We start from the raw sequence: 24033 nt of genomic DNA, 5'->3' as shown, positions 1-24033 counted from the left end.
GCAAAAGGTCAAAAAAGTTATCTTTTTACCTCAAAATTATGCACGTCCAAGCAGTGCCCAATTATTATACTGAGATTGCAAGCGAGGACAACTTCCATGTAGGGGGCAGAAAAATGAGAAAGAAAAGCAAACGCAATTTCTTGGCTTCGACGTGTCTGCTGTTATCTTTGTTCACAGTGCTGAGCGGATGCGGCGGCAACTCCGATTCTGCAAGCAAGTCAAGCGATGATGCAGGGAAATCAGGGGACCAAATCACCCTGAAGTATTACAACTGGGATAATGCGGATCAAGAAGGAAACACAGATGCCATGCTGAAGGAGTTCGAAGCGCAAAACCCGGGCATCAAAGTTGAGCATGTCGTGCTTGTTCCGGGTAATTCCGTCGAAATGATGAAAAAATTGGACTTTTTGATTTCTTCGGGTGAAGCCATCGACGTCGTTAACTTGCCAAGCGCAGGTGGCGTAGTCGAAAGAGCAGCAAGAGGCGCATTTGCTCCATTGAATGAATTTTACGACAAAGAAGGCCTGAAGCCGGAAGATGAATATTATGTCAACCCTAAGGTCGATGACAAATATTACGGCATGCAAATGACGGCCGGCTATCAATTCATCCTGCTCAATAAAGATGCTCTGGATGAAGCCGGATTGGCTGTACCAAAGTTCGGCTGGACCTGGGATGACTTCCGCGAGTACGCGAAGAAGCTGACCAAAGGCGAAGGTACCGACAAACGGTACGGAACCTATTTCCACACTTGGGAGCTATACGTGAACGCTCCGGCACAGACTGTCATGAAAGATCCGTATCGCTATGATGACGGAACAACGATCTTGTCCGACCCGACCTACAAATATTTCTTCCAACTCCGCAAGGATATGGAGACCGTGGACAAGTCGGCAAAAACATATGCGGATACGCTGGCGGCCAAGCTGAACTACCGAAGCGAATTCTTCAGCGGCAGCGCGGCAATGCTTCTTACAGGAAGCTTCATGATTCCGGATCCGGGCAATGTCGAGCAGTACCCGCATGATTTCAAAACAGCATTCGCACCGGTACCTCTTCCTCCGCAAAACGCTCTGCCTAAAGATTACGAAGGCGGAAAATATTTTGTAGGCGGCGGACAGCTTGCAATGGGCGCAACATCCAAACATAAAGAAGAAGCATTTAAACTGATGCGCTTTATGACGACAAACGACTCGGATGCAAGACAAGAGTTCTCCGGCTGGAAAAAAGCGGATCAAAACAAATTGCTCGACCGCTTGATCGGCAAAAACACGGATAAATATGATGTGGAATCTTTGAAAAATACTCTGTTTGGCCCAGATATCAAATATTTGGATGCTTCCAAAGTGGTTACAACTAGCGGTTCGGACCTTACCAAAGTCATTGATGACGGTTTCAGTAAGTTTATGCTTAGCAACGAACCGATCGATCAAGTGCAAAAATGGATGGTCGATGAAGCAACGAAAATTATTAACGAAAAAGAATCCAAGTAAGGCTAGAAACAAAGCAATATGAAATTGATGAGCTTTGAAGAGTCCGCCATGGCTCTTTAAAGCTCTTTTTTTCTTTACCACAACATACTCAGGAGTGAGCTAAAATGACTTTGCTGGAAATCAAGGATGGACAATATGTTTTGGACGGGCAGCCTTTCCGGATTCTGTCGGGAGCGATTCATTATTTCCGTGTCGTTCCGGAATATTGGAAAGATCGTCTGCAAAAGCTGAAGGCCTGCGGTTTTAATACGGTTGAGACTTATATTCCCTGGAACTTTCATGAACCTAAGGAAGGCGAATTTGTGTTTGACGGCATGGCCGATGTCGCTTCGTTTATCCAACTGGCGCATGAAATGGGACTTTATGTGATTGTAAGGCCAAGCCCATACATTTGCGCAGAATGGGAGTTCGGCGGGCTTCCGGCCTGGCTGCTGCAGAACAGCGACATGGGCCTGCGGTGTTATGATCCGGCTTATTTAGCCAAGGTGGACCGGTATTATGATGTGCTGATTCCTAAGCTGGTTCCTCTGCTATCGACCAACGGCGGGCCGATTTTGGCTGTTCAAGTCGAAAATGAATACGGAAGTTTTGGTAATGACACTTCTTACCTTGAATATCTTCGCGATGGTCTGGTTGCAAGAGGTGTGGATGTACTGCTCTTTACCTCCGACGGTCCAACCGATGAAATGCTGATTGGCGGTACGATAGACGGCGTGCATGCGACGGTGAATTTCGGATCCCGCGTTGCCGAATCCTTTGCCAAGTTCCGGGAGCATAGAGAGCATGATCCGCTAATGGTTATGGAATACTGGAATGGCTGGTTCGATCATTGGATGGAACCCCATCATGTCCGGGAGGCTTCTGATGTTGGCCAGGTGCTGGATGACATGCTGAAGGCAGGATCTTCAATCAACATGTACATGTTCCATGGCGGTACCAACTTCGGGTTCTACAACGGGGCGAATCATCCGGAAAAATACGAACCGACGGTGACAAGCTATGATTATGATGCGATGCTGACCGAATGGGGAGATTTAACAAGCAAGTATGAAGCCGTAAGGGAAGTGTTCGAGAAACATGGCATCAAACCGGGATGTTCCCTGCCTGATCCGATTTCCAAATGTACGTATGGACAGGTGACCTTGTCGGAATGCAGTCCGTTGTTTGATGAGCTGGACACATTGTCGACACCGGTAAAGCAGGCTTATATTCAACCAATGGAGAAATTCGGACAATCTTACGGGTTTATCCTGTATTCAACTTGGGTTAAAGGTCCGCGCAAGGGGCAAAAGCTTTATATTCAGGATGTCCGCGACCGGGCTCAGGTTTTCTTGGACGGAAAGCTGCTTGGCGTGGTGGAACGCTGGAATCCGCAGCCACTGGATATTTCAGTGTCGAAAGAGGGTGCTAGACTTGACATTCTCGTTGAAAACATGGGCCGGGTAAACTACGGACCATTTCTCCGGGATCCGAAAGGAATCATGGAAGGCGTGCGCGTCGATAACCAGTTCCAATACGGATGGACGATCAGAACGCTTCCGCTGGAGCCTGCTTCCCTGTCTGAGTTGAGTTTTACCGAAGGCGGGGAGCAAGTTCAAGGTCCGGCGTTTTACCGGGGTTATGTCGATGTGGAAAGAATCGGGGATACGTTCTTGAGAGTTGACGGCTGGAAAAAAGGCGTCGCTTGGGTGAATGGATTTAACCTAGGTCGTTATTGGGAGGCCGGTCCGCAGCAAGCTTTGTATATTCCTGGGCCATTGCTCCATAAAGGGCGTAATGAAATTATCCTGTTCGAGCTTCACGGCACGCCGGAAGAGGCGATCATTACGCTGGTTGACCAGCCGGACCTCGGAAGTACGGCTTTGCTGGACGAACGGCACTTGAATTTCGTGGTGGAGGATGAATCCGTCTAGGTAAATACGATAGCATCTCCATGAAAATCCAGCTATAGCCTTCAGCTATAGCTGGATATAGTTTATTACAGTTACACTATATCTCGGAATACATGTTATCTTTCTTGTAACAGAATGATGAAGGAGTTGTTACAAGGATGGCGATTAGCAGTGTTCTTGGGTATCCACGTATTGGTGCGGAACGTGAATGGAAGAAAGCGCTCGAAGCATTTTGGGCCGGAAAGCTCGAAGAAGCAGAGTTTCACGGGCGTCTTCAGGAAATCCGCTTGGATCATTTACGCAAACAGCAGGCAAAAGGCATTGATCTGATTCCGGTGAATGAATTCAGTTATTATGATCATGTTTTGGATACGGCGGCGATGTTCGGGCTGATTCCGAAACGTTTTGCATACAAAGGCGGTATTGTGCCCCTGTCCGTATATTACGGTATGGCGCGGGGGACGAAAGAAGCAACGGCTTGCGAGATGACCAAATGGTTTAACACGAACTACCATTACATCGTTCCGGAACTGGACGGGGCGGAACCGGTGATTACCGAAAACAAGCCGTTGGCGGCTTACCGCGAAGCGAAAGAAAAGCTCGGGATCGAAGGGAAGCCGGTGATCGTAGGCCCGCTTACTTTCCTCAAGCTGTCGAAAGGGTTTGCTCCAGAGGAAACGGACGCTTGGCTGAACCGCCTGCTGCCGTTGTATATACAAGTTCTTCAGGATCTTGCGCGGGAAAGCGTTAAGTGGGTGCAGCTGGATGAACCGGTACTCGTTACGAAATTAAGCGATGCCGACCGCGGGCGGCTGAAGACCATTTATGATGAATTCTCCACAGCAGTGCCGGGTCTGAACATTATGCTGCAGACGTATTTTGAGTCGGTGGAAAATTACAGTGAAATCATTCAGCTGCCTGTCAAAGGAATCGGGCTGGATTTCGTACACGGATTCTCCGGAAATTTGCAGTCGGTCAAAGAGCATGGTTTCCCGGCAGACAAAGTTCTGGGTGCGGGCATCGTCGATGGGCGCGGCATCTGGAAGGCTTCGTTGAACGAGAAGCTGGGACTGTTGGAAGGATTGACCCAATTCGTAACGGACGATAGGCTCATCGTGCAGTCATCCTGCAGTTTGCTGCATGTTCCGGTTACGGTTAAGAACGAAACGAAACTTATAACCGAACTTAAGAATGCACTGGCTTTCGCGGATGAAAAGTTGGACGAGATCGTCAATCTGACAAAAGCCGTTTCTTCGGGGAAAGATGCAATCGCAGACGAACTAGCGGCAAACGAGCGCGATTTGCAGGCGCTTAAGGAATCCGCCGAACGCAATCGCAAAGACGTTCAAGTCACGGTCGCTGCGATCAGCAGCCAGCAACCGGAACGCCATTTGCCATTCTCCGAGCGCCATGTTGTTCAGCAGCAGAAATGGCAGCTGCCGATTTTGCCGACAACGACGATCGGAAGCTTTCCGCAATCCGCAGAAGTGCGCAAGGCCCGTCAATTGTGGCGTAAAGGCGAATGGACCGAAGAGCAGTATGAGAGTTTCATTCGTGAGCAAATCGATCTCTGGATCAAGCTGCAGGAAGATATCGGTCTGGACGTGCTGGTGCATGGCGAATTTGAACGGACGGACATGGTCGAATTTTTCGGCGAGAAACTTGCGGGTTTTGCCTTCACCCAGTTTGGCTGGGTTCAATCATACGGTTCCCGCTGCGTGAAACCTCCGATTATCTTCGGGGATGTGGCGTTTGAGAAAGCGATGACCGTCGAGGAAACAAAGTATGCCCAATCGAAGACCCGGCGGCCTGTAAAGGGTATGCTGACGGGACCGATCACGATTATGAACTGGTCCTTCGTTCGTGACGATATCCCTCGCGAGCAAATCGCTTACCAGCTGGCATATGCGCTTCGTCAGGAAGTGGAGGCGCTTGAACAAGCAGGTATCGGCATGATTCAAGTGGATGAGCCTGCGGTTCGCGAAGGGCTGCCGCTGAAGGAAGAAGAGCAGGCGGAATATCTGGCATGGGCCGTCAAAGCATTCCGCATGACCACATGCACAGTTCAAGATACAACGCAGATTCACACGCATATGTGCTACTGTGAATTCCATGATATGATCGATTCGATCGAAGCAATGGATGCGGACGTGATCTCGATCGAGACATCGCGCAGCCATGGCGAACTGATCCACAGCTTTGAGCAAAATACCTACAAGCTGGGTATCGGTCTAGGCGTATATGACATCCACAGCCCACGCGTTCCGGAAGTAAAGGAGATGACCGGCATGGTCGACCGTGCTTTGCGCGTGCTGGATCCGAAGCTTTTCTGGATTAACCCGGACTGCGGGTTGAAAACACGCGGTAAGGAAGAGACAGTGGAATCCTTGCGCAACATGGTTGAAGCGACGCGGATTTCGCGGGAAAAATATGCCTTGAAGATATAACTGGACAAAAGAATAAATGGACAAAAGAATATATGACAGAAGAAAAAGCAGGCTCCGACAGCCTGCTTTCTTTTGCATCGAATCCCCTAATGAAAGGGGGGCTATGCGATTGGGATTCCATTGGCCGCGGGCTCATCAGATGTTAAGAGAACCACATCCCCCTCCTCCGGAACAATTTCGTTAAGAAAAGAGTTATTCTCATTTTGGACATTTGAAATCATCATATCAAAATCATTGGATAAAATGAATGAAAAAACGGCGGCGCCGTCATAGGCAAACCACCGTTTTCCACATTTCGAACAATATCATTTAAGCGCCAATGGATTACTTGCCAAGAAAACTTTTGATGAAGAAATCCAATTGATAGTCCAGACTGAGTGGATCGTTGAAATAAAACGACTTCGCATCGACTTCAAAAACATGATTGTTTTTGACGGCCGGAATGTTTTTATATGTTTCAGTTTTTTGGAAGGAGCTGTCCTCATCCGCATTTTTGCTTAAGATCACGTAGTCGCCAAAATAGTCCTTCAAGACCTCGGTCGACAGGGCCAAGTAACCGTCTTTTGCCGTCGCTTCCTTAACCTTTTCCGGCATGCCAAGCTTAAATTCATTATAGAGAATCTCGGTGCCGCGCCCGAAATTATAACCGTAGACATAAAGCTGCTTATTAAATGTTTCAACAACTGATACGGTTGCATCGCTGCCTATTTTCGCTTTGATTTCTTCGCCGGCTTTTTGGGCACGTGCTTTAAAATCATCGACCCATGCCTTAGCTTCTTTTTCCTTATTCAGCAATTTGCCGATTTCAATCTGCTGCGTTAAATAATCGACCTTGCCGTATGTAAAGGTTACGGTAGGGGCGATTTGCTTCAACTTGTCAATGTTTTTAATGTTGGATAATCCAACGATGAGATCGGGATTCAGCTCGATGATTTTTTCGACGCTTTCGTCGGAAACCGCCTCGACATCTTTTAGTTTATCCTGAAACCTTGGGTTTTCGATCGACATTTCATCTGCGCCCACGACCGGGACCCCAAGCGCCATCACGTTGCCTGTCAAAAATCTCGTCAGCACAACGACACGCTGCGGATTTTTTGGCACTTCGACCGGCCCGTTTTCGGATTGGTATGTAAAGGTGTCGGATTTCGCAGCGGAATTTGAAGCGGATGCCTCCCCGGAAATCTGGTCCGCGTTTTTGGCGTCATTCGTTTGACCGCCGCCGCAGGCGCTTAGCAATAAAACAAGCAGTAGAACTGGCAAAGAAAAATACTTTTTCATATGACTCTCCCTTAGCATAGGCTATGTATTTTGAATGATGATCATAATTTGCCCGATAGGGCAGACTCGATAATGATAATCATTATCATTTATTTTAAATGGAACACATATTTTTTGTCAATAGTTTAATCATCTAGGTTCAAATACTATCAATCCATTATGAAATGGATTCAGGGCGCAAGCTTTTTCAGAAAGCTGATCCTGTGAAAAGGGAAAATGTTGCGAGAGTGCATCCTTTTCAGGAATTTTATCGCGTGAAATGGAAAATTGTTGCGAAAGTGCATCAATTTGATCATGAATCGTCTGTTTATGTCTAAAAGCTGTGGAAAAGATGCACTTTTGCAAGCTTTCTAGCCATAGTAGCCTGGAGCGCTAAAATAGATGCACTTTTGCAATTTTCCAGATGGAACAGCCAGTCATTTTTGTATATAGGATTTTACTAAAATCCAAAAAACGACTTCAAGAATCAATTCATAATTCCACTGTGTAATCACCCGTAATTGTTCATTTCTCTTGAAGCGATTGTGAAGTAACTGGCCATTTAGAAAGGAGTTCCTACTGTCAAAGGCATAGGAAAGAAATATAATTAATAGATTGACGGACAACACAGGAGGACAAAAAAAGATGATCATTAGACCAGCCAAAACAGATGAGATTCAAAGATTAGTGGAAATCTGGATTTCCGGTTCACTGAGAGCCCATGATTTTATTGATCCGGAGTACTGGATGTCGGGTAAAAAAGAGATGGCCGAGAAATACCTGCCAATGTCGCGGTCATACGTTATTGAGCAAAATGGCGTGATCGCCGGTTTTGTATCGATGGTTGACGATTATCTGGCGGCATTATTCGTAGATGAAGCCTATCAGAAGAAAGGATACGGAAAGTTATTATTAGACTACATAAAAGAAAAACATAAAACGATTCAACTTCGGGTCTATAAGAAAAACACGGCGGCCACCGGGTTTTATCATTACAATGGCTTTCAAGTAGTTGAAGAAGGCGTTGATGAAGATACGGGCCAACAGGAGTTTGTGATGGAGTGGAGTAAAAGGGGCTGAATTTTCGATTCGAGTTACTATTACTGAATTGGATTCACAGCCTGAATAAAATAGAGCAGCATAAAAAACCGTCAATCATGCGATGGACTGCACCTCCAATGTTAGATCGTGTCTAACATCTGAGAGGCAGTTTATCATCGATTGGCGGTTTTTACTGTGAAAATTAACATTCGATCATGTATTCAGGCATACTCACTCCTAAATCGGACGGATTGCTTGCACATAAACCGATTCGCCTGAAAAACTGAACATTCCGCCGGCTTCATGGGTCCGAATGCGGAAGAAATCTCTAATTTCCATCGAAGCCTCAAGCATGTTCTTCTCCAGAATTGCTGCTTCTTTTTCAGGGAGGGCTGAGCGTTCACACCAATCTTGGAATTCAAATGTTTTCGGAAACGAAACCATCATCTCCACATGAAAACCCGTTTGCTCCAAAAGGCTGATCCATTCCGTCTTTTTCCATGCCCGGACGTGGCTCGGATCTCTATGCTTTTCGATGGCATTGTAAAATTGATCCAAGCTTTCGTTTTCCGGGGCCACATTATCAATAAGGAGCAGTTTGCCGCCAGGTTTGACAACACGGAATGCTTCGTGAACAAAAGCGGGAATATCCGGAAAATGATGAGCGGCAATTCTGCATGTAACCAGATCGAAAGAAGCATCGGAAAAAGGTAATCGTTCCGCATCGCCTGCGATGTAACCGACGTTAGTATGGCCGTTCCCCCGTATAAATGCGGCTGCTATATTCAGCATCTCCTCGGTCAGATCAAGGGCTGTCACATGGCGAACGAGTGGGGCAAGAGCATTGGCTACATGTCCGCCGCCCGTTGCAATATCGAGTACATCCATAGTTTCATCCGCTTTGGAACATGTAACAAGCCATGCCAAATCCTCTCCTTTGGCATGGCCGCTGCTCTTGACGTATTTCTCCGCATTTCTGGCGAATTGCTGTTGCACCTGATTTTTGATTGAGTTTTCCATGGACGTATCCTCCCATCTACTTCATTTAACATTTTTGTTTCGTACAGTGAAACTAAGTATCGACATATGAGATACTACAAATTTACCATACAATATTTCGGCTGTAAATGGGTGGAAAGAGGATCATGAAGTATAATGCTGTATCACTTAATCGCTTCTCCCGAACAAGATGACTTTTTGTTGATAGGAATGCTGGGTTTTATGATCCAAACGATAGCTGATCCAGGTCAGAACAGCGGCAGCTACCGCTACGAGTCCGCCGGTCCAGGAGACATCGATCAATTGTTTGCTTGTCGTGACGAAACCGCCGAGAGCCGAACCCAACGCAATACCTACGTTGACGGACACGGGCGTTAATGACGATGCCAAATCTCTGGCAGACGGAACATGCTTATCGGCCAAATCAATGAAATACAATTGCATGGTGGAATTCATCACGTAAACGAGCAAAGTAATCAAAGAGATGCTGACTAATGCCCCTGCGAGCGAACGGGAAGAGACATATAACGAAGCCAAAATGACGGCTTGAACGAGAAACATGAAACGTAGTTTGCCGATTCCGTTATTGGCCGCGATTTTGCCGCCAATAAACGTGCTGAAGACGGAGACGACGCCGTAAAGCAAAAATACGAGACTGATATACCGGTCAGGGACTGCTAGAACATCATGCAAAATAGGAGTGAGATACGTATAAACGGTATATGTCGCCCCGTTTGTTTTACTTTTTTGGGAAAGTGCAGGGAAACGATAAGCCAATCCCGAATGGAAAGATTGACCATTAAAAAGGGTTGTGATACTCTCTAAAATATCACGGTAAAATATATTTTACCGGTAAAAAATATGGAGATGTTAAAATGAATATGACTGGTGTCTACAAAATCAAAACGCATGATCAGCTCAAAGCCATTGCCGATCCTCTCCGCACGAAAATACTAATGAAACTGGTAAAGGAAGCTTACACCGGACAGCAGTTGGCCGAAATGCTGGGTATCCAGCGCAACAATATTTATTTCCACTTAAAAGAGCTGGAGAAGCATGGCATCATTCAAGTGGTACGCAAGGAAGAGAAAAACGGAATCGTTCAGAAGTATTATCGCGCGGTAGCCGGCCGGTTCATACCGGAAGATCATTTGCTGCCAAGCGCGGATTTGGTGGAAACATCGCGGCAGGTATTTATGGAGACGCTTGAGGCGACTCGTACCAAAATCGAAAACGCGCCGGCCGAATCTTTTGCCTTGGACAGCAGGAATGAGACCAGGCGAAAAAATATCGCCTCGACTTATCGTTTTCATGCAACCGAGGAAAGCTTCCATGCTTTTGTGGAGGAATTCCGCCAGCTTATGAACAAGCATTTCACAATTCAGACGAGTGAAACCGCTGATTCTCAAGAATCAGTAGAAGAAAAAGGTTACTACTTGTCCTTGATTGCGTTTCAGGATGATGACGAGAACATTACCAATTAATGAATTTGAATATTTTGGAGGGAATACATATGCAACAAAACAATCCACACCCGATCATCATTGATGATGCTTGGTTTACCGTATCAAAGCTTGATGAAAGCTCATTTGCGATCAGCGAATACGGACATTGGGAAAAGGTGCATTCGTATTTGCTCATAGGGGAAGAGCGCGCTGCCCTGATTGACACCGGGCTCGGCATTGATAATATGAGACGCATGACGGACCAGTTGACCGATCTGCCCATTATGGTACTGACAACGCATGTCCATGCTGATCATATTGGGAGCCATGGCCAATACGATGAAATATATGTGCATGAGGCTGAAGAGGATTGGCTGGTAAACGGGATCAAAAAGCTGTCGATCGAGCAAATCCGCAAGGATATATCGCGTGATATCACAAGACCTGTACCAGCTTCATTTCATCCTTCAACTTATACCCCCTATCAAGGAAAGCCAACCGGCTTGCTCCGCGACGGGGATGAGATCGAACTTGGCTCGCGGAAATTAGTCATCTATCATACTCCCGGCCATTCTCCAGGGCATATCGCAGTCCATGATACGAGCAGGGGGTACTTATTTACAGGCGATCTGCTGTATGATGAGACGCCGGTATATGCCTTTTATCCGACCACCAGTCCGGGAGATCTCGTAAATTCGCTAGAAAGAATCACGGGAATTGCCGGAGTGGGGAAAATTTACGGCGGCCATAACCGCCTTGGTCTGGATCCGGTACTGCTGGACGTGGTGAAAGAAGCGGTAAAGGAATTGCGGGAGAAAAACTTGGTTCGTTTCGGTACAGGCATACACCGTTTTAACGGGTTTTCGGTTCAATTCTGATCATGAAGCCGAGTCGTCGATTCGCATCTGCATGTAGTTGTTTTTTTGCAGGGAATCAATCATGTATTGAGATTATCGTTCGGATCAACATGGAAAGGGGGAGAACATTAGGCAATGAAGTATATTCAAGCGCGCGGGATTGAAGAAGATGAATGGTATTATTTTGAAATTGATGAAAAGGGAACCGCCTACCGCCAAATTGTCGTTACGGGCGAGAACAGCTGCCAGATTTCCACTACCCCCGATTTTATGTTGAGCGATCAAGAAGTGACGATGTACGACGGTGACGTGGAAATAGATGCAGAAGCATTTGAGAGCATTTGGAGGCAGGCTACCGAACCTAATCGTGCACCATGGAAGATCACCAAGCAGCAATATGCGCCGGGGAACCGGGTCAGCGGAGCGATTGCCATGTTTTATCCTCAAGGAATCATCATCCGCATCAACGAACAGACTTATGCAGTTACCGATGACGAAGAGCTTAGAAAGCGTACGCCATGGAATTTCTTATATCCGGATTATCGAATCGAAGGAACCGTAACGGGTTATGATGAAAAAAATTTCTGGCTTGTGCTTGAAGATTGCGTTATATCGGGCGAGAAGATTTGAGGATATCCCCTTAGAAACTCTGACCTTGAAAAAGGTATGGGGTTTCTTTTTTTTCTATCCATATTAAAAAGATTTGGTTAAAAAGATACTTTCCCCCGTCTGAAATTTAAGGATTATTTAATATTTACCCCACATCTATTTAAATAGTATTTTTTATTCTTAAGCATGTAGAAAGGTTGCAGAGCTTTGAGAAGGAGGTTTGGATAGACTGGAATTTTTATAAATTGTATACACCTTAGCATCAGGTAGTGAAAGGATGGACAACCATGAAATACTGGCTCCGTAAGGATGCATCAGCGGCAATGATGTTCCTCTTGCCCAGCGGCGTCGGATTCGCGATGTTTTACCTGATCCCGTTCGTTATGGGCGCATTTTATTCCTTTATGGACAATACAGTAGGCGGGCATTTTGTCGGGCTTAACAATTACCGCGAGCTGCTGGCGAGCGAATCCTTCCGCAAAGCGGCGTCCAACACGTTTTATTTCAGCGCGGTTAGCGTTCCGCTGATGCTTGCCCTGTCATTAGGATTGGCGCTGCTCTTGAACCAAAGTACATATCTTCGGAAATGGCTGCGGACTGCCTATGTGATGCCGCTGGTTGTACCCGTTGCGTCGATTATCATGATCTGGCAGATGCTGTTTGATTGGAACGGATCTTTAAATGCTTGGCTCAGCCACTTCGGGATTGCCCGCGTGGATTGGATGAAGACGGATGCTGCCCGGGTTGTGGTGGTTGTCGTGTACTTATGGAAGAACATTGGCTATAACGTCATTTTGTTTTTGGCCGGATTACAGCAAATCCCGAAAGACTACTATGAAACAGCACAGATCGAAGGAGCGGGACGATTACGCCAGTTCAGGAGCATTACGCTGGTTTATTTAACCTCCACCATGTTTTTTGTCGTCATCATGTCGATCATCAACTCGTTTAAAGTGTTCCGGGAGACGTATTTGATCGCAGGCGATTATCCGCATGACAGCATTTATATGATGCAGCACTACATGAACAACATGTTCATGTCGCTGGACATACAGAAGCTGACTGCGGCGGCAAACTTGATGTTTTGCTGCATTTTGCTGGTCGTGATCATCTTGTTCACACTGGAACGCCAGCATCGACGCTACATGGAATAGGGGGTGAAATCAAATGCCACTTGCCAATGTGCTTCGAAAAAGCGCATTAACACTCGTGATGAGCGTAATTGCGATCCTGTTATTATTTCCTATTGTGATTACGTTCACGAATTCGCTGACGACAGCAAAGGAAATCGAAATCAATTACGGGCCTATTGGGAAAATAAACGAAGCGTCTGCCGATAGAACGGCTCCATTCGTCAATTTGAAATTGCTGCCGGATAAAGTGTCCTTAGAGCAATATGGCAAGGTGTTTGTGGACAATCCCAAATATCTCACGATGTTTTGGAACTCCGTACTGCTCGTGGTGCCGATTATTGCCGGTCAGACGGTGGTCAGTGCGCTTGCCGCATATGCTTTTGCCAAACTGAAGTTCCGCGGCAGGGATCCTCTATTTCTGATCTATGTGTTAACGATGCTGATGCCGTTTCAGGTAACGCTTGTGCCCAATTATATTATGGCGGATAAGCTTGGGATTCTGAACAGTGCCAATGCGGTTGTTTTGCCGGGGATTTTTGCGGCATTCGGCGTGTTTATGCTCAGACAGTTCATGCTGGATATTCCCTATGTCTATATTGAAGCTGCGAAAATAGACGGGGCCGGACATGGGCGGATCTTTCTTAGAATCATTCTGCCGATGATCAAGCCGGGATTGGCTGCGCTCATTATTTTATTGTTCGTCGATTATTGGAATATGGTCGAGCAGCCGCTTATTTTTTTGGATGACCCGTTCAAGCAGCCGCTATCGGTTTATTTATCCAGAATCAATGACGGGGAGCGGGGAATCGCATTTGCGGCTTCCATGCTGTACATGACCCCGATGGTGCTGCTGTTCCTGTATGCGGAATCGTATTTCATCGAAGGGATTCAATTGTCCGGCATTAAGGGTTAATCGTGAGGTTTTAGGAGGAGAAAGACGGGATATGGAGCTTGGAAAAGAACAGGCAGACCAAAAACGCAAACGAATCATATTGCTCGTATTCGCTTTTTTTGTGGGGTTGCTGCTGTTTTTTACTTTTTTCAGCAACACGCTGCAATCGTTGACTTTACCGAAAGTGGGGACGGAGAAACCGGAGAAAGGAAGCATTGCTGTTACGGTTGAAGGCAGCGGCGTCCTTACGCCCGTATCTGAAGTCAAACTGATGAATACGACGGGGTGGAAGGTCAAAAAGGTCTTTGTAAAAGAAGGAGACCATGTGAAGAAGGGACAGAAGCTTATCCTGTATGACAGCATGACAGCAGAGCAGGAGCTGAATGCCGAGATCACCAATTTGGAAAAGCAAAAAGTCGAACAGCAAAACACGCAAGACCGATACATTGAATCAGCGCTGGAAGAGGACGAACTCAAACTCCGGAACGCTAAACGTGAAATCGAAAAGGGAAAACTTGATATCGCGGCGCAGGAGCGGAAAATCGACGAGATGAAGACGAGTCTAGCCAGTAAAAACCAGCTTACCGCTCCGTTCGACGGAATCGTTACAAAAGTGAATGCTATGGAAGGCTTTGCCCCAGCGGGAGATCCGGATGTCGTTATGATCAACAGCAGTCTGGGATACCGGTTGAAAATATCCGCAGATGCCAAGTTATTGCTCAGCTTAGGGATAAAGGTCGGTGAAGAGATCGATGTCGATGTCGATAAGGCAAAAAGTCAGCAATCCGAAACCATATCCGGTGTGATCGAGGACATCGTCAGTGCAGATGCACGTTATGAGGACTCATCCGGCGAAGAGACAGTGAAAGCTGAAATGATCCCGCAAAAAACACTTCGCATCAAGGTGACTGATCCCGGGCTAAAAGGCGGCGAGCAGGCGTCGGTCAAATTCGAGAAAAACACGCTTGATGATGGATTGCTTGTTTCCAACAAAGCGGTCCATGAGGATCGTGAGGGCAAGTATGTGTTCAAGGTAGAGGAACAGCGGGGGGCACTCGGCAATGCGTTTATCGCACGTAAAGTCAAAGTTGAGACTGGCGGCAAAAACGATAAAGAAACGATGATTACGCAGGCCAGCATTTATGATGATGACGTCATCATCTTGGAGAGCAGCGAACCTTTGCAGGACGGGGACCGCGTTCGATTGCAATAGGCAGTTATAAACAAAATTGGTTCAATATCATAATTAGTGCTTGCCATAAAGCGAAAGTAGCGGAGGGGACGGAATCGATTCTTACGAAGCGGGAGCGTTCGCCTAAAAGCTTTCCGAAGGAAAGCTAGCATCGGAAGCATACGCTTTGTCTCCGAATTTCTACCTTTTTGAAAAATAAAATTCAAGAAATTTGGAGATGGGCAGCGATCGGAAGAACGATCCGTAACCGCAGCGGTCACCTCGCACAATGTCAAGGACTAATTTCAGTATTGAGCCAAAAAACATGGGAGGAAATCATACGATGAAAAAATGGCTTTTGATGCTATTGATGGGGGCAATCATGACAACCGCAACGGCATGCGGATCGGGAAGCGATGCAGGAAGCAATGGAAAAGAGCAGGCCAAGGAGAAGCAGACCAACAAAGAGGGGAAAACCGTCGTTACATTATCCATTCAGGAGCCAGGTCCGTTCTACGAGGCTCTGAAGAAAAAGTTCGAAGAAAAATATCCAGATATTGACCTGCAAATCCAATCCTATAAAAACGCGGGCGAAAAATGGGATCCGGGCGATTATGAAAAATACAAAAAAACGATGAATACGGCCCTGCTGTCAGGCAAAGGTGCGGATATCTACGATTTGGGAAGCCTGCCAAACGAAGAGTACGAACAATATGTAAGCAAGCAGCTGCTTTTGAACATGAACGATTACATGCAGCAAGATCAAACGTTAAATAAAAATGATTTGAAAATGAGTATCTTAGATGCGTTGAAATTAAAAGGCGGGTTATACACAGTTCCTTCCGGTTATTTCATGAGACCTTTCGTCGGTGACGGAAATGCCATTCAAAATTCCAGCGTGAAAATCGATGATAAGACCTGGAACTGGAAGACTTTTGATGAAATATCAAGGCAGCTTATACAGCAGGCGAATAAGGGCGGCAAAAAGCAGTTGTACGCCTTGGCGAATAATCCGCCGGAAGTCACGCTTCAGGAAATGGTCGTGGACAGTTATTCGGAATTTGTGAATCGCGAAGCCAAAAAGGTACAGTTTGACTCGCCGGCATTCATAGAACTGCTGCAGCAGGTCAAAAAAATGTATGATGCAAAAGTCATCACTTCCGATGAAGCGAAAATGGGCAATCAATTGTTTTATTCCTCCGTGATCATGTCGCCGTCTGACTTGATTGACGGCCCGTATTCAGCTTTCGAAAATCCGGTGCTGCTGCAAAAACCACATTCGGGACAATCTGGAGGCATACGGATCATTCCAACATCCCAGTTTGGGATTCAGGCTAAATCCCCGGTAAAAGAAGAAGCCTGGAAGTTCATTTCGTTTATGTTATCTGACGAAGCCCAGTCGCTGAATGAGAGGGAAGGCTTCTCGTTGCTCACATCCGTAAACAACAAGAAACTGGACGAACTTCAGGAAAAGGTGAAAAGCGGAAGTTACAAACTGCCAACAGGTAAGGAGGCCAAGGTACCGGACGAAGCGTTTACGAAGTTTAAGCAGATCGTTCAAGATGCGGATCAATATGCGGGTCTGGACGGCAAAGTGATTTCCATTGTCGGGGAAGAGTCTGCGTCCTTCTTTGGCGGTCAAAAGTCCGCCGAGGAAGTCGCGAAGCTGATCCAGAACCGGACAACAACTTTTATCAACGAATAGGATGGCGCAAATGTGAAGAAGCAGCCCGCTCGCGTGTGCTGCTTCTTTTTGGAAGATGGAGCAAGGAGGAGATTTGATGTACAAACCTGTTAAGACCTATGCAGTAATTCTGGTTAGCACACTATTGTTAGGCCAATCTTTCGGATATGGCGCTTATGCAGCACCAGCGTTGTCCGCTCCAAAATTAACTGCGGCAGCCGCATTTACACTTGATCGCCTTGGATCGGTTGCTTTAAAGAGCAAAGTCAGCGTAAAGCTGACGGATATAGATATTTTTGCACAGCCAAGCGGCAATATTTTGACCTATACGCTTCGCTACAACAATGACAGCGGCAGCAGTGTGGCTCTCATCGATTATTTTTCCAGGATAACCACGTCAGGGGGGACGGTGGTACAGGGTAAACCGGTTACGAGCGACTCGTCCATAAAAAGGATACCCGCTCATAGCAGCCAGTCCATCACCTATTACGCGAACATTGGCAAGGCGGCCAAAGTAGATGGAGTAAAAGTGTCCATATTCGGGTGGGATTTCAGCAGCACCGATTATCAGAAAAGGCTGGGCGTATTCACGGTTCCAGACAAATATTCAACGGTCGTTCCCAAGGGGCAGAGTCAGAAGATCATGATGAACGGCCTGCCTGTAATGGCGAAAGCGGAAAGCCTGCAAAAAATCCAAATGAACGGAAAAACCTATCTCAAGGCGGGCATCAGTCTTGTCAATCAAGGTGCAAAGGCGCTTAGCGATCCCGGTTATAAAGCATACCTAAAGTCGTCCGGCGGTTCAGTATTCGCTCTCTCGCTTACTGATGACAGCAGCAACTTTAAAGTACAACCCCAAGAAAAGAAAACCATCTACTATTTGACGGAGATGCCTTCTTATATGAAAACGGACAATATGCAGCTGCAGTGGGCGCTGGAAGATGAAGTTTTGAAAGTAAATCTGCCTGTGAAATCCTTTCATCTCCCTGCGGTAACCGTTTTGGATTCAACGGTGCCTAATTACGCCGTCAAGAAATTGATGATTGCGGGTAATGCGGTTGAAACTCAGCTGAAGGGCGCCACTATGTATGCGGAAAATGGTTCCGCCAAATGGAGCCTGCAATTTCGCTTTAAAAATCTTGGAAATAAACCGGTAACGCTTCCCGCTTACGAGTTTGCCGTCAAAACCGCCGAAGGATACAGCATTCCGGTGGACGCAAAGGCGCTTGCCAATCTGGCTTTAAAGCCGCTGGACGAGAAAATCATTGATCTCGGCGCGGATGTACCGTTAAAGCTGAACCAAGGGTCGCTGCAGCTGCAAATGAGCGAACCTCCGGCGCAGGATAAAATCATTTTTCCGGCAGCCCGTTACGCTATTCCTTATTCCCGGGAAAACAGCAGCGTGCCGGGGGTTGAAACCTTGTTTGAAAACAGTCATGGGACATTCGCGGTCAAGCTCAGCTCTTATCAGCGCGTGCCTTGGGAGGACGGCGATCAAATCACAGCCAAAGTCGCAATCCGCAATGCATCGTCCCGTACGGTGCAAATGCCTTCACTGAAAGCGTTAATCAAAACGGAAATGAATGATCTTAGCGGATCGGCAAAAATGTTAGGGCAGAATGGGCCGGTTTCTCTCGCTCCGAATGAAACGGCGGAGATGTATGTGCTTGCGAATGTGCCTTATTCATTGGGTGTCGATCAGTTAAGAATCATTCTGCAAGAAACCATCGGGGATGAAGCGAAACCGTTCCTTGCCTTGAATGCTCATTCCCTAAGCAGTAAGATAAATACCGCTCCAGCCGGCAGTACCTATCATATTCAGACAGCGGGTAAAAAAGCGGAGATCCGCGAACGCAAGTCAACCGTTTATGGCGAAAGCAATTCGAATTTGATATATACAGAGCTTGAAATGACGAGCGAAGAGGCACGCCAATCCAAACCGGTCCGGCTGGTCGCTTTCTACAAAACACATGATAATCAGTACTATGAGGCTACCGTGAGCCAGTCATCCAATATCGTGAGTCCTAAAGGCAAAAACCTGATTACCGTCTGGAGCAAACTTCCGCTCAGCGTAGATACATCAAAACTTGTGCTTTATCTAGGCGCGGGCATTGAAGAAGGGAAATTGGCAGAGGCAGAAGGAACAATAACCGGGTATGTCGATGCGTTTGGATTGTCGCTTAGCCCTTCGGGCAAACCTCCGGTTTCAAACCTGAAAAACGTAGATTTGTTCCCTTATAGTCTCTCGATCAACAAAGCGGAATCAACATTAAATGAAGGTGAGGATGTCGTGGAAACGCTGATTCGGTATACATTGACCAAAAACGGGGATTTCGAAACCGGAACGTATGAGCATAAAATTGTTTTGGAATTCATCGATCCGCTTGACCAGTCGACCGAGATCACTTTGACGCCTGGGACAGATTGGACCATCGGGAATAATAAATCATATAACACAACGCTAAAAAACAGCCTTTACCAAAAACTTGCAGGCGGAAACATTCGCGTGAATCTGTACGATGAGTTCCAGGGACGGAGAATGCTGCTTGGCACGGAGTATTATCCGATCCAATATATTAAAACGGAAACAAAGGACAACGAAACAAAAGAAAGATAATCGTGTACTCTTTACTTGGGCGTTTACACATATGGTAGAATCGATCAGGAAGCAGGCGGACGAGGTTTGCGCCATTTCTTTGCAGGGGGCTGCATACTTTTCGCCGCTTTTTTAATGTCGCTGAAAATTCAATAGGATTGATTGTCAAAAGCATGGATCAAGTGATCATAACTCTCGTTAGGCCGCGTTAAATCGCGGCTTTTTTTGCTATATAAGAACTTAAAAATTTCCGGTTGTGGGGTTATATCTAGCAACATCATGATAATTTCATCAGATTTATTCCATTGTTTGTCTTTACAGTAAATTATATTATTTACTCCAATGCTGGGTTACAGGCAGGAAGGAGGATTATACATGAGCGATTACAAGTCGGAACACACACAGGAAGAAGAAGAGAACAAGAAAAAGAACTCACGTCTAAGAATAAATCTATTTTTCTTCAGCACGTTTATACTTTTCTGCGTCATGATTATCAGGCTTGCCGTTTTGCAGTTTGTTGAGGGGCCGACGTTAACGGAAAAGGAAGCCAGCAACATCGTTAAAAATGTGCCGCTTCCGCCGAATCGCGGAACGATTTATGACGCTGCGGGAGTCAAACTTGCTTACTCTGAGCCTACTCATTCCCTGTACATAACACTTATGAAGGATTACAGCCAGAAAAATGGGATGAAAAACCGGCCAGAAGCCGAGAAAATCGCCGATGAACTTTTGGCGGTATTTAATAAATCCGGCAGTCCGGATCATGAGAAATTGACAAAGGAAGAACTGATCAACGCTATGGATTTGGATTTCAAGAAGTATGCAGGTTACATGCCCCGCCGGATCAAGATGGATCTGACGGATCAGGAAATCGCCTACTTTTCAGAGCATAGATCGGATTTTCCCGGTATAGCCATTGAGGAAGAAAGCGTGCGCCGCTATGACCCGGATACTGTTGCCGTACAAACGGTTGGATATATTCGAACGTATAGCGGGTCCATAAGTTTGGATAAGTACGGAAAAATCGATGAATCAGAGCGGAGCGATCAAACGCAGGATCCGGGACTGATCTACTCGGAGCCTGAATTTGTTGGTTATGACGGCCTCGAACTGATGTACCAAGATGAATTGCGCGGTAAAAACGGTTATAAAAAAGTCACGATAAATCCCCGCAATATGCCGGAAGAAATCGAGGATATCATTCCACCTGAGAAAGGTTACGACATTCATTCCACGATCAACAAGGAGATCCAGCTAAAGACCGAACAAGCAATTACCGAGCAGTTGAACTGGCTCCAGACCCATCCGGTTGCAGGCGGCACTCATCCGAATGCAACGACTGGTTTTGCAGTCGCGATGGAAGTGAAGACGGGGAACGTTGTGGCCATGGCCAGCATGCCTGATTATGATCCTAACATTTGGGAGACCGGGAGCGTAACGCCGGCAAACTGGAAGCAGATTCAAAACATCTATCAGAATGGCGCGATCCGTTCATTTAATCCAGGTAAGCAAGGAAGCCATCCTGAATCCGTCGTATTGTTAGGTTCGGTTATCAAACCGCTCAGCGTATTGATTGGGCTGGAGGAAAAATTAATAGGACCCAATACGTATTACACGGATACTGGCGCGACATACTTTGGCAAGGAAGGGCACAAGACTCGCGTGCAGAACGCACAAGGCCATGCTTACGGTGGAATGGATCCCGCGCGTGCGCTCGAGAAATCCTCCAATGTGTTTATGATCGACGAGATTGGATTAAAGTTATATCAAAAATACGGCTCCAAGAGTATTGATGTTTGGGATCGTTACATGACTTCATTTGGCCTGGGCATTAGCACAGGCAGCGGCCTGCCTGGAGAATGGAAGGGACGCAAGGAATACATTAACGTGAAGCAAGCGGGCAGCGTTCAATCTGCCATGGCTTATGCTTCCTTTGGGCAGCAGGGGAAATATACGACCCTTCAACTGGCCCAATATGCCGTCATGCTGGCGAATGAAGGCAAACGTCTGAAGCCGCAGCTCGTGAGCAAGATTACCGATCATCAGGGGAGAATCATTAAAACATTCGGGCCGGAAGTGTTAAGTACGGTCAACTTTGATAAAACCTACTGGGATGTCATCAAACGCGGAATGAAAACATCCGTATCCTCATTTGAAGGCTTTCCGTACAGCTTTGCCCGCAAGACAGGTACATCCCAACAAAGCGTTGGGGGTAAAATGATCGATAACGGGGTATTTATTGCGTTTGCGCCTAAAGAAGATCCGGTTCTGGCAATCGCGGTTGTCATTCCTGAAGGTGGTTTTGGATCTTACAGCGCCGCGCCGATCGCCCGCAAAATGTTTGACGCCTATGATCAGGTGTATGGTCTCGCTGGCGTACCAAAGGGAAAATCCAGTGAAGAAACGCAGGGTGGAAATTGATATATGGCAAAATTCAAAGCAGAATGAATAGCCAGGAGGGGGGGCTCAACCTCTCTTTTTTTTGCGGGAATGTGCCAGTAATTATGAAAGAAATCATTTAAATTTAATATTAAATAATTTGACAACGGCCGTACAAAGTGACATTATATCTCTGGGAGAGATATTGAGTTTTAAGTAGGCAGCTTTCCGTACAAAATAAAGTCCGCGGAGATTGGTTTTTGCATTTGACGCTACCGGGAAAAATTCTTGCCTTCGCCGACATCAGGACGAAAGCGGCATTGTGCAAAAAGGAGGGCTTATATGAAAATAGCCAAGCGAATAGTGTTAATGATTCTGGCCATCATGATCATTCTAGTAGGTGGCGTATTCACCTATGCCGCGACCCCGTTATCAACGTGTAAATTTTCTTCCAACGTCGTTGCCAATATTTCATCGGAAGGCGTTGGACCGTCCGATTCCGGCACGGGAAACCGACTAACGTCGGATCATGTTCAATATGTGGAAGCAACAGATCATTTACGTCTGGCTTATCGTAGATATGTTCCTGCCAATCTCAAAGCAGTGGTCATTTTTTACCACGGATCGGGAGCAAACAGCGGAGCCGGTTATGAGCCTATCGGGCAGCAGCTTCAACAATACGGAATAGCGACGTTTTTACCGGATATCAGAGGGCATGGTTTGTCTGCGGGGACTCGCGGGGATGCGCCAAGCGAACAACAAGTTTATGATGATGTCAGCCGGATGATCGATGACGCGCATCGCCAATTTCCAGGAGTGCCCGTTTTTTTGGGAGGCCACTCCGCCGGGGCTGGACTGGTAGTCAACTATATTCATTCCCCGAATCACCAAAATGTAAAAGGCTATCTATTTGTTGCGCCGGACTTTGGCCCGAGCTCCAAAACGATGAAAGAGGACAAAGGGAACTTCGCAACCGTGTGCGTCAAAGCGATTGTTGCCCATAAACTTACCGCCGGCTTGTTAAAAGGGCATGCGACAGCTGTCCGCTACAATTATTCGGAAGAGCAGATGAACTCCGGTTTGGGGCTTGTTCAAACCAACAGCGTTAACATGGCATTGGCATTAAACCCGACGAAACCTTCGAAGGAAGTCGCGGAAATCGACAGGCCCTTTGGACTTTGGATTGGAGCTGACGATGAAATTATGGATGCGCCCAAAATAGTTGAATTTTCCAAACTGGCGACCAAGGTGAGCCGAAAGTCTTTTACCCAAATCGTTCCCGGCGAAAAGCATCTACCGATACTGAATCAAACTGGCGAACTGATGGCACCGTGGATTTTACAGTCGATAGAAAAACTGTAGCCATGCATGAGGCGCAGAATTTTTAGTTTTGGCCGCAATCATGGTAAATTAAAAAAGCAATAAGCTGGTCATTAGCTGGCGTATTGCTTTTTTCTTGCTGCAAAACAGCAATCCGACAGGGTTTTATTCGAGTTATTAATTTCCAATAAAAAAATTTCAATCTATTTTACGGTGAGCCACGTCTTACTTATGAAAATAGCTATTGAAGAACATGGATTCCATGACCGAATTGACATCAAGAAAGGGGGCGGGGGGATGGATCAGACGATGGCGGACGTTCATGTTGCCGATACAAGCCAGATGGATGAAGAGACTTTTTTCAGATACTTGTCGGCTGAACAGCGCAGATTGTATTCGATTGCCTTCAGTTATCTGCGGAATGAGACGGACGCATTGGAAGCTGTGCAGGAAGCGTCCTGCAGAGCCTGGATGAAACGCAAAAAGCTAAAAAACGAGCAGGCTTTTACGTCCTGGCTGATCCGGATTACCATCAACTGCTGCATGGACGAGCTCCGGCGCAAAAAACGCGTGCAGCCTTCGGAAAAGATAAAAGAAGAAGCAGTACAAGAGATGAAAAGCGGCGATCGGATCGACCTTGAACGGGCGATGGAGCGGATGAAAAAGAAATACAGGCATGTTGTGATGCTGAAATATTACCAGGATATGACGACGGCGGAAATCGCCAAGGTGCTTCAGAAGCCGGAAGGAACGATTAAAACATGGCTGCGGGAAGGCCTGAAGCAGCTTCGTAAATATATGTAGGTTAAAGGAGGCGT

At 46.5% G+C, this 24033-nt stretch carries 18 protein-coding genes; 15 read left to right on the top strand and 3 right to left on the bottom strand.

Going from position 1 to position 24033, the window contains the following annotated elements; genetic code table 11:
• The first annotated feature begins 113 nt into the window (after nt 1-113).
• The 3 genes from L6442_RS17990 (at nt 114) to metE (ending at nt 5832) form a co-directional block, all read left to right on the top strand.
• Nucleotides 114-1493, top strand: coding sequence for an ABC transporter substrate-binding protein (locus L6442_RS17990; RefSeq protein ID WP_194232172.1), 1380 nt, complete (start codon nt 114-116; stop codon nt 1491-1493).
• A gap of 104 nt (nt 1494-1597) precedes the next feature.
• Entirely contained in the window at nt 1598-3406 is a 1809-nt protein-coding gene (locus L6442_RS17985; protein ID WP_212976482.1) for a glycoside hydrolase family 35 protein, read from the top strand.
• Nucleotides 3407-3543: 137 nt separating this feature from the next.
• Entirely contained in the window at nt 3544-5832 is a 2289-nt protein-coding gene (gene metE / locus L6442_RS17980) for a 5-methyltetrahydropteroyltriglutamate--homocysteine S-methyltransferase (protein ID WP_212976481.1), read from the top strand.
• A gap of 324 nt (nt 5833-6156) precedes the next feature.
• Here the strand turns inward: metE and L6442_RS17975 are convergent, their stop codons facing one another.
• Nucleotides 6157-7110, bottom strand: a complete 954-nt coding sequence (locus L6442_RS17975; protein ID WP_212976480.1) for an iron-hydroxamate ABC transporter substrate-binding protein — start codon at nt 7108-7110, stop codon at nt 6157-6159.
• Between the two features lie 624 nt (nt 7111-7734).
• On the opposite strand from L6442_RS17975, the gene L6442_RS17970 reads away from it, so the two are divergent.
• Nucleotides 7735-8169 carry an N-acetyltransferase gene (locus tag L6442_RS17970; RefSeq protein WP_212976479.1) on the top strand — a complete coding sequence of 145 codons (435 nt, stop codon included), beginning with the start codon at nt 7735-7737 and terminating at the stop codon, nt 8167-8169.
• A gap of 198 nt (nt 8170-8367) precedes the next feature.
• On the opposite strand, the gene L6442_RS17965 is transcribed toward L6442_RS17970, so the two are convergent.
• The gene (locus L6442_RS17965) at nt 8368-9150 is read right to left on the bottom strand and encodes a class I SAM-dependent methyltransferase (protein WP_212976478.1); all 783 of its coding nucleotides are present in this window, start codon (nt 9148-9150) and stop codon (nt 8368-8370) included.
• A gap of 147 nt (nt 9151-9297) precedes the next feature.
• Entirely contained in the window at nt 9298-9906 is a 609-nt protein-coding gene (locus L6442_RS17960) for an MFS transporter (protein ID WP_237099971.1), read from the bottom strand.
• Nucleotides 9907-10004: 98 nt separating this feature from the next.
• On the opposite strand from L6442_RS17960, the gene L6442_RS17955 reads away from it, so the two are divergent.
• From L6442_RS17955 to L6442_RS17905, 11 genes are all read left to right on the top strand, one after another.
• Nucleotides 10005-10613 carry an ArsR/SmtB family transcription factor gene (locus L6442_RS17955; protein WP_373871775.1) on the top strand — a complete coding sequence of 203 codons (609 nt, stop codon included), beginning with the start codon at nt 10005-10007 and terminating at the stop codon, nt 10611-10613.
• A gap of 29 nt (nt 10614-10642) precedes the next feature.
• A complete protein-coding gene (locus L6442_RS17950; RefSeq protein ID WP_212976477.1) occupies nt 10643-11452 on the top strand; it encodes an MBL fold metallo-hydrolase in 810 nt (269 codons plus the stop codon).
• A gap of 114 nt (nt 11453-11566) precedes the next feature.
• Entirely contained in the window at nt 11567-12061 is a 495-nt protein-coding gene (locus L6442_RS17945) for a hypothetical protein (RefSeq protein ID WP_212976476.1), read from the top strand.
• A 266-nt stretch (nt 12062-12327) separates the two neighbouring features.
• Nucleotides 12328-13194 carry a carbohydrate ABC transporter permease gene (locus L6442_RS17940; protein ID WP_194232162.1) on the top strand — a complete coding sequence of 289 codons (867 nt, stop codon included), beginning with the start codon at nt 12328-12330 and terminating at the stop codon, nt 13192-13194.
• A gap of 13 nt (nt 13195-13207) precedes the next feature.
• Complete coding sequence (locus tag L6442_RS17935; protein WP_212976475.1) at nt 13208-14086, top strand: carbohydrate ABC transporter permease; 879 nt, start codon at nt 13208-13210, stop codon at nt 14084-14086.
• A 31-nt stretch (nt 14087-14117) separates the two neighbouring features.
• The gene (locus L6442_RS17930) at nt 14118-15278 is read left to right on the top strand and encodes an efflux RND transporter periplasmic adaptor subunit (protein ID WP_212976474.1); all 1161 of its coding nucleotides are present in this window, start codon (nt 14118-14120) and stop codon (nt 15276-15278) included.
• 301 nt (nt 15279-15579) lie between these two features.
• The gene (locus tag L6442_RS17925) at nt 15580-16941 is read left to right on the top strand and encodes an ABC transporter substrate-binding protein (protein ID WP_212976473.1); all 1362 of its coding nucleotides are present in this window, start codon (nt 15580-15582) and stop codon (nt 16939-16941) included.
• A 76-nt stretch (nt 16942-17017) separates the two neighbouring features.
• Nucleotides 17018-19537, top strand: coding sequence for a hypothetical protein (locus L6442_RS17920; protein ID WP_212976472.1), 2520 nt, complete (start codon nt 17018-17020; stop codon nt 19535-19537).
• A 354-nt stretch (nt 19538-19891) separates the two neighbouring features.
• The gene (locus L6442_RS17915) at nt 19892-21937 is read left to right on the top strand and encodes a peptidoglycan D,D-transpeptidase FtsI family protein (protein WP_212976471.1); all 2046 of its coding nucleotides are present in this window, start codon (nt 19892-19894) and stop codon (nt 21935-21937) included.
• A 300-nt stretch (nt 21938-22237) separates the two neighbouring features.
• Nucleotides 22238-23257: an alpha/beta fold hydrolase gene (locus tag L6442_RS17910; RefSeq protein ID WP_212976470.1), complete on the top strand. Its 1020-nt coding sequence runs from the start codon at nt 22238-22240 to the stop codon at nt 23255-23257.
• A 255-nt stretch (nt 23258-23512) separates the two neighbouring features.
• A complete protein-coding gene (locus L6442_RS17905) occupies nt 23513-24019 on the top strand; it encodes an RNA polymerase sigma factor (protein ID WP_237099970.1) in 507 nt (168 codons plus the stop codon).
• The last annotated feature ends 14 nt before the right edge of the window (nt 24020-24033 follow it).

Origin of the sequence: Paenibacillus azoreducens, from assembly GCF_021654775.1 — a bacterium.
Taxonomy (GTDB): Bacteria; Bacillota; Bacilli; order Paenibacillales; family Paenibacillaceae; genus Paenibacillus_AQ; species Paenibacillus_AQ azoreducens.
This window is presented reverse-complemented; position numbering and strand designations above follow the sequence as displayed.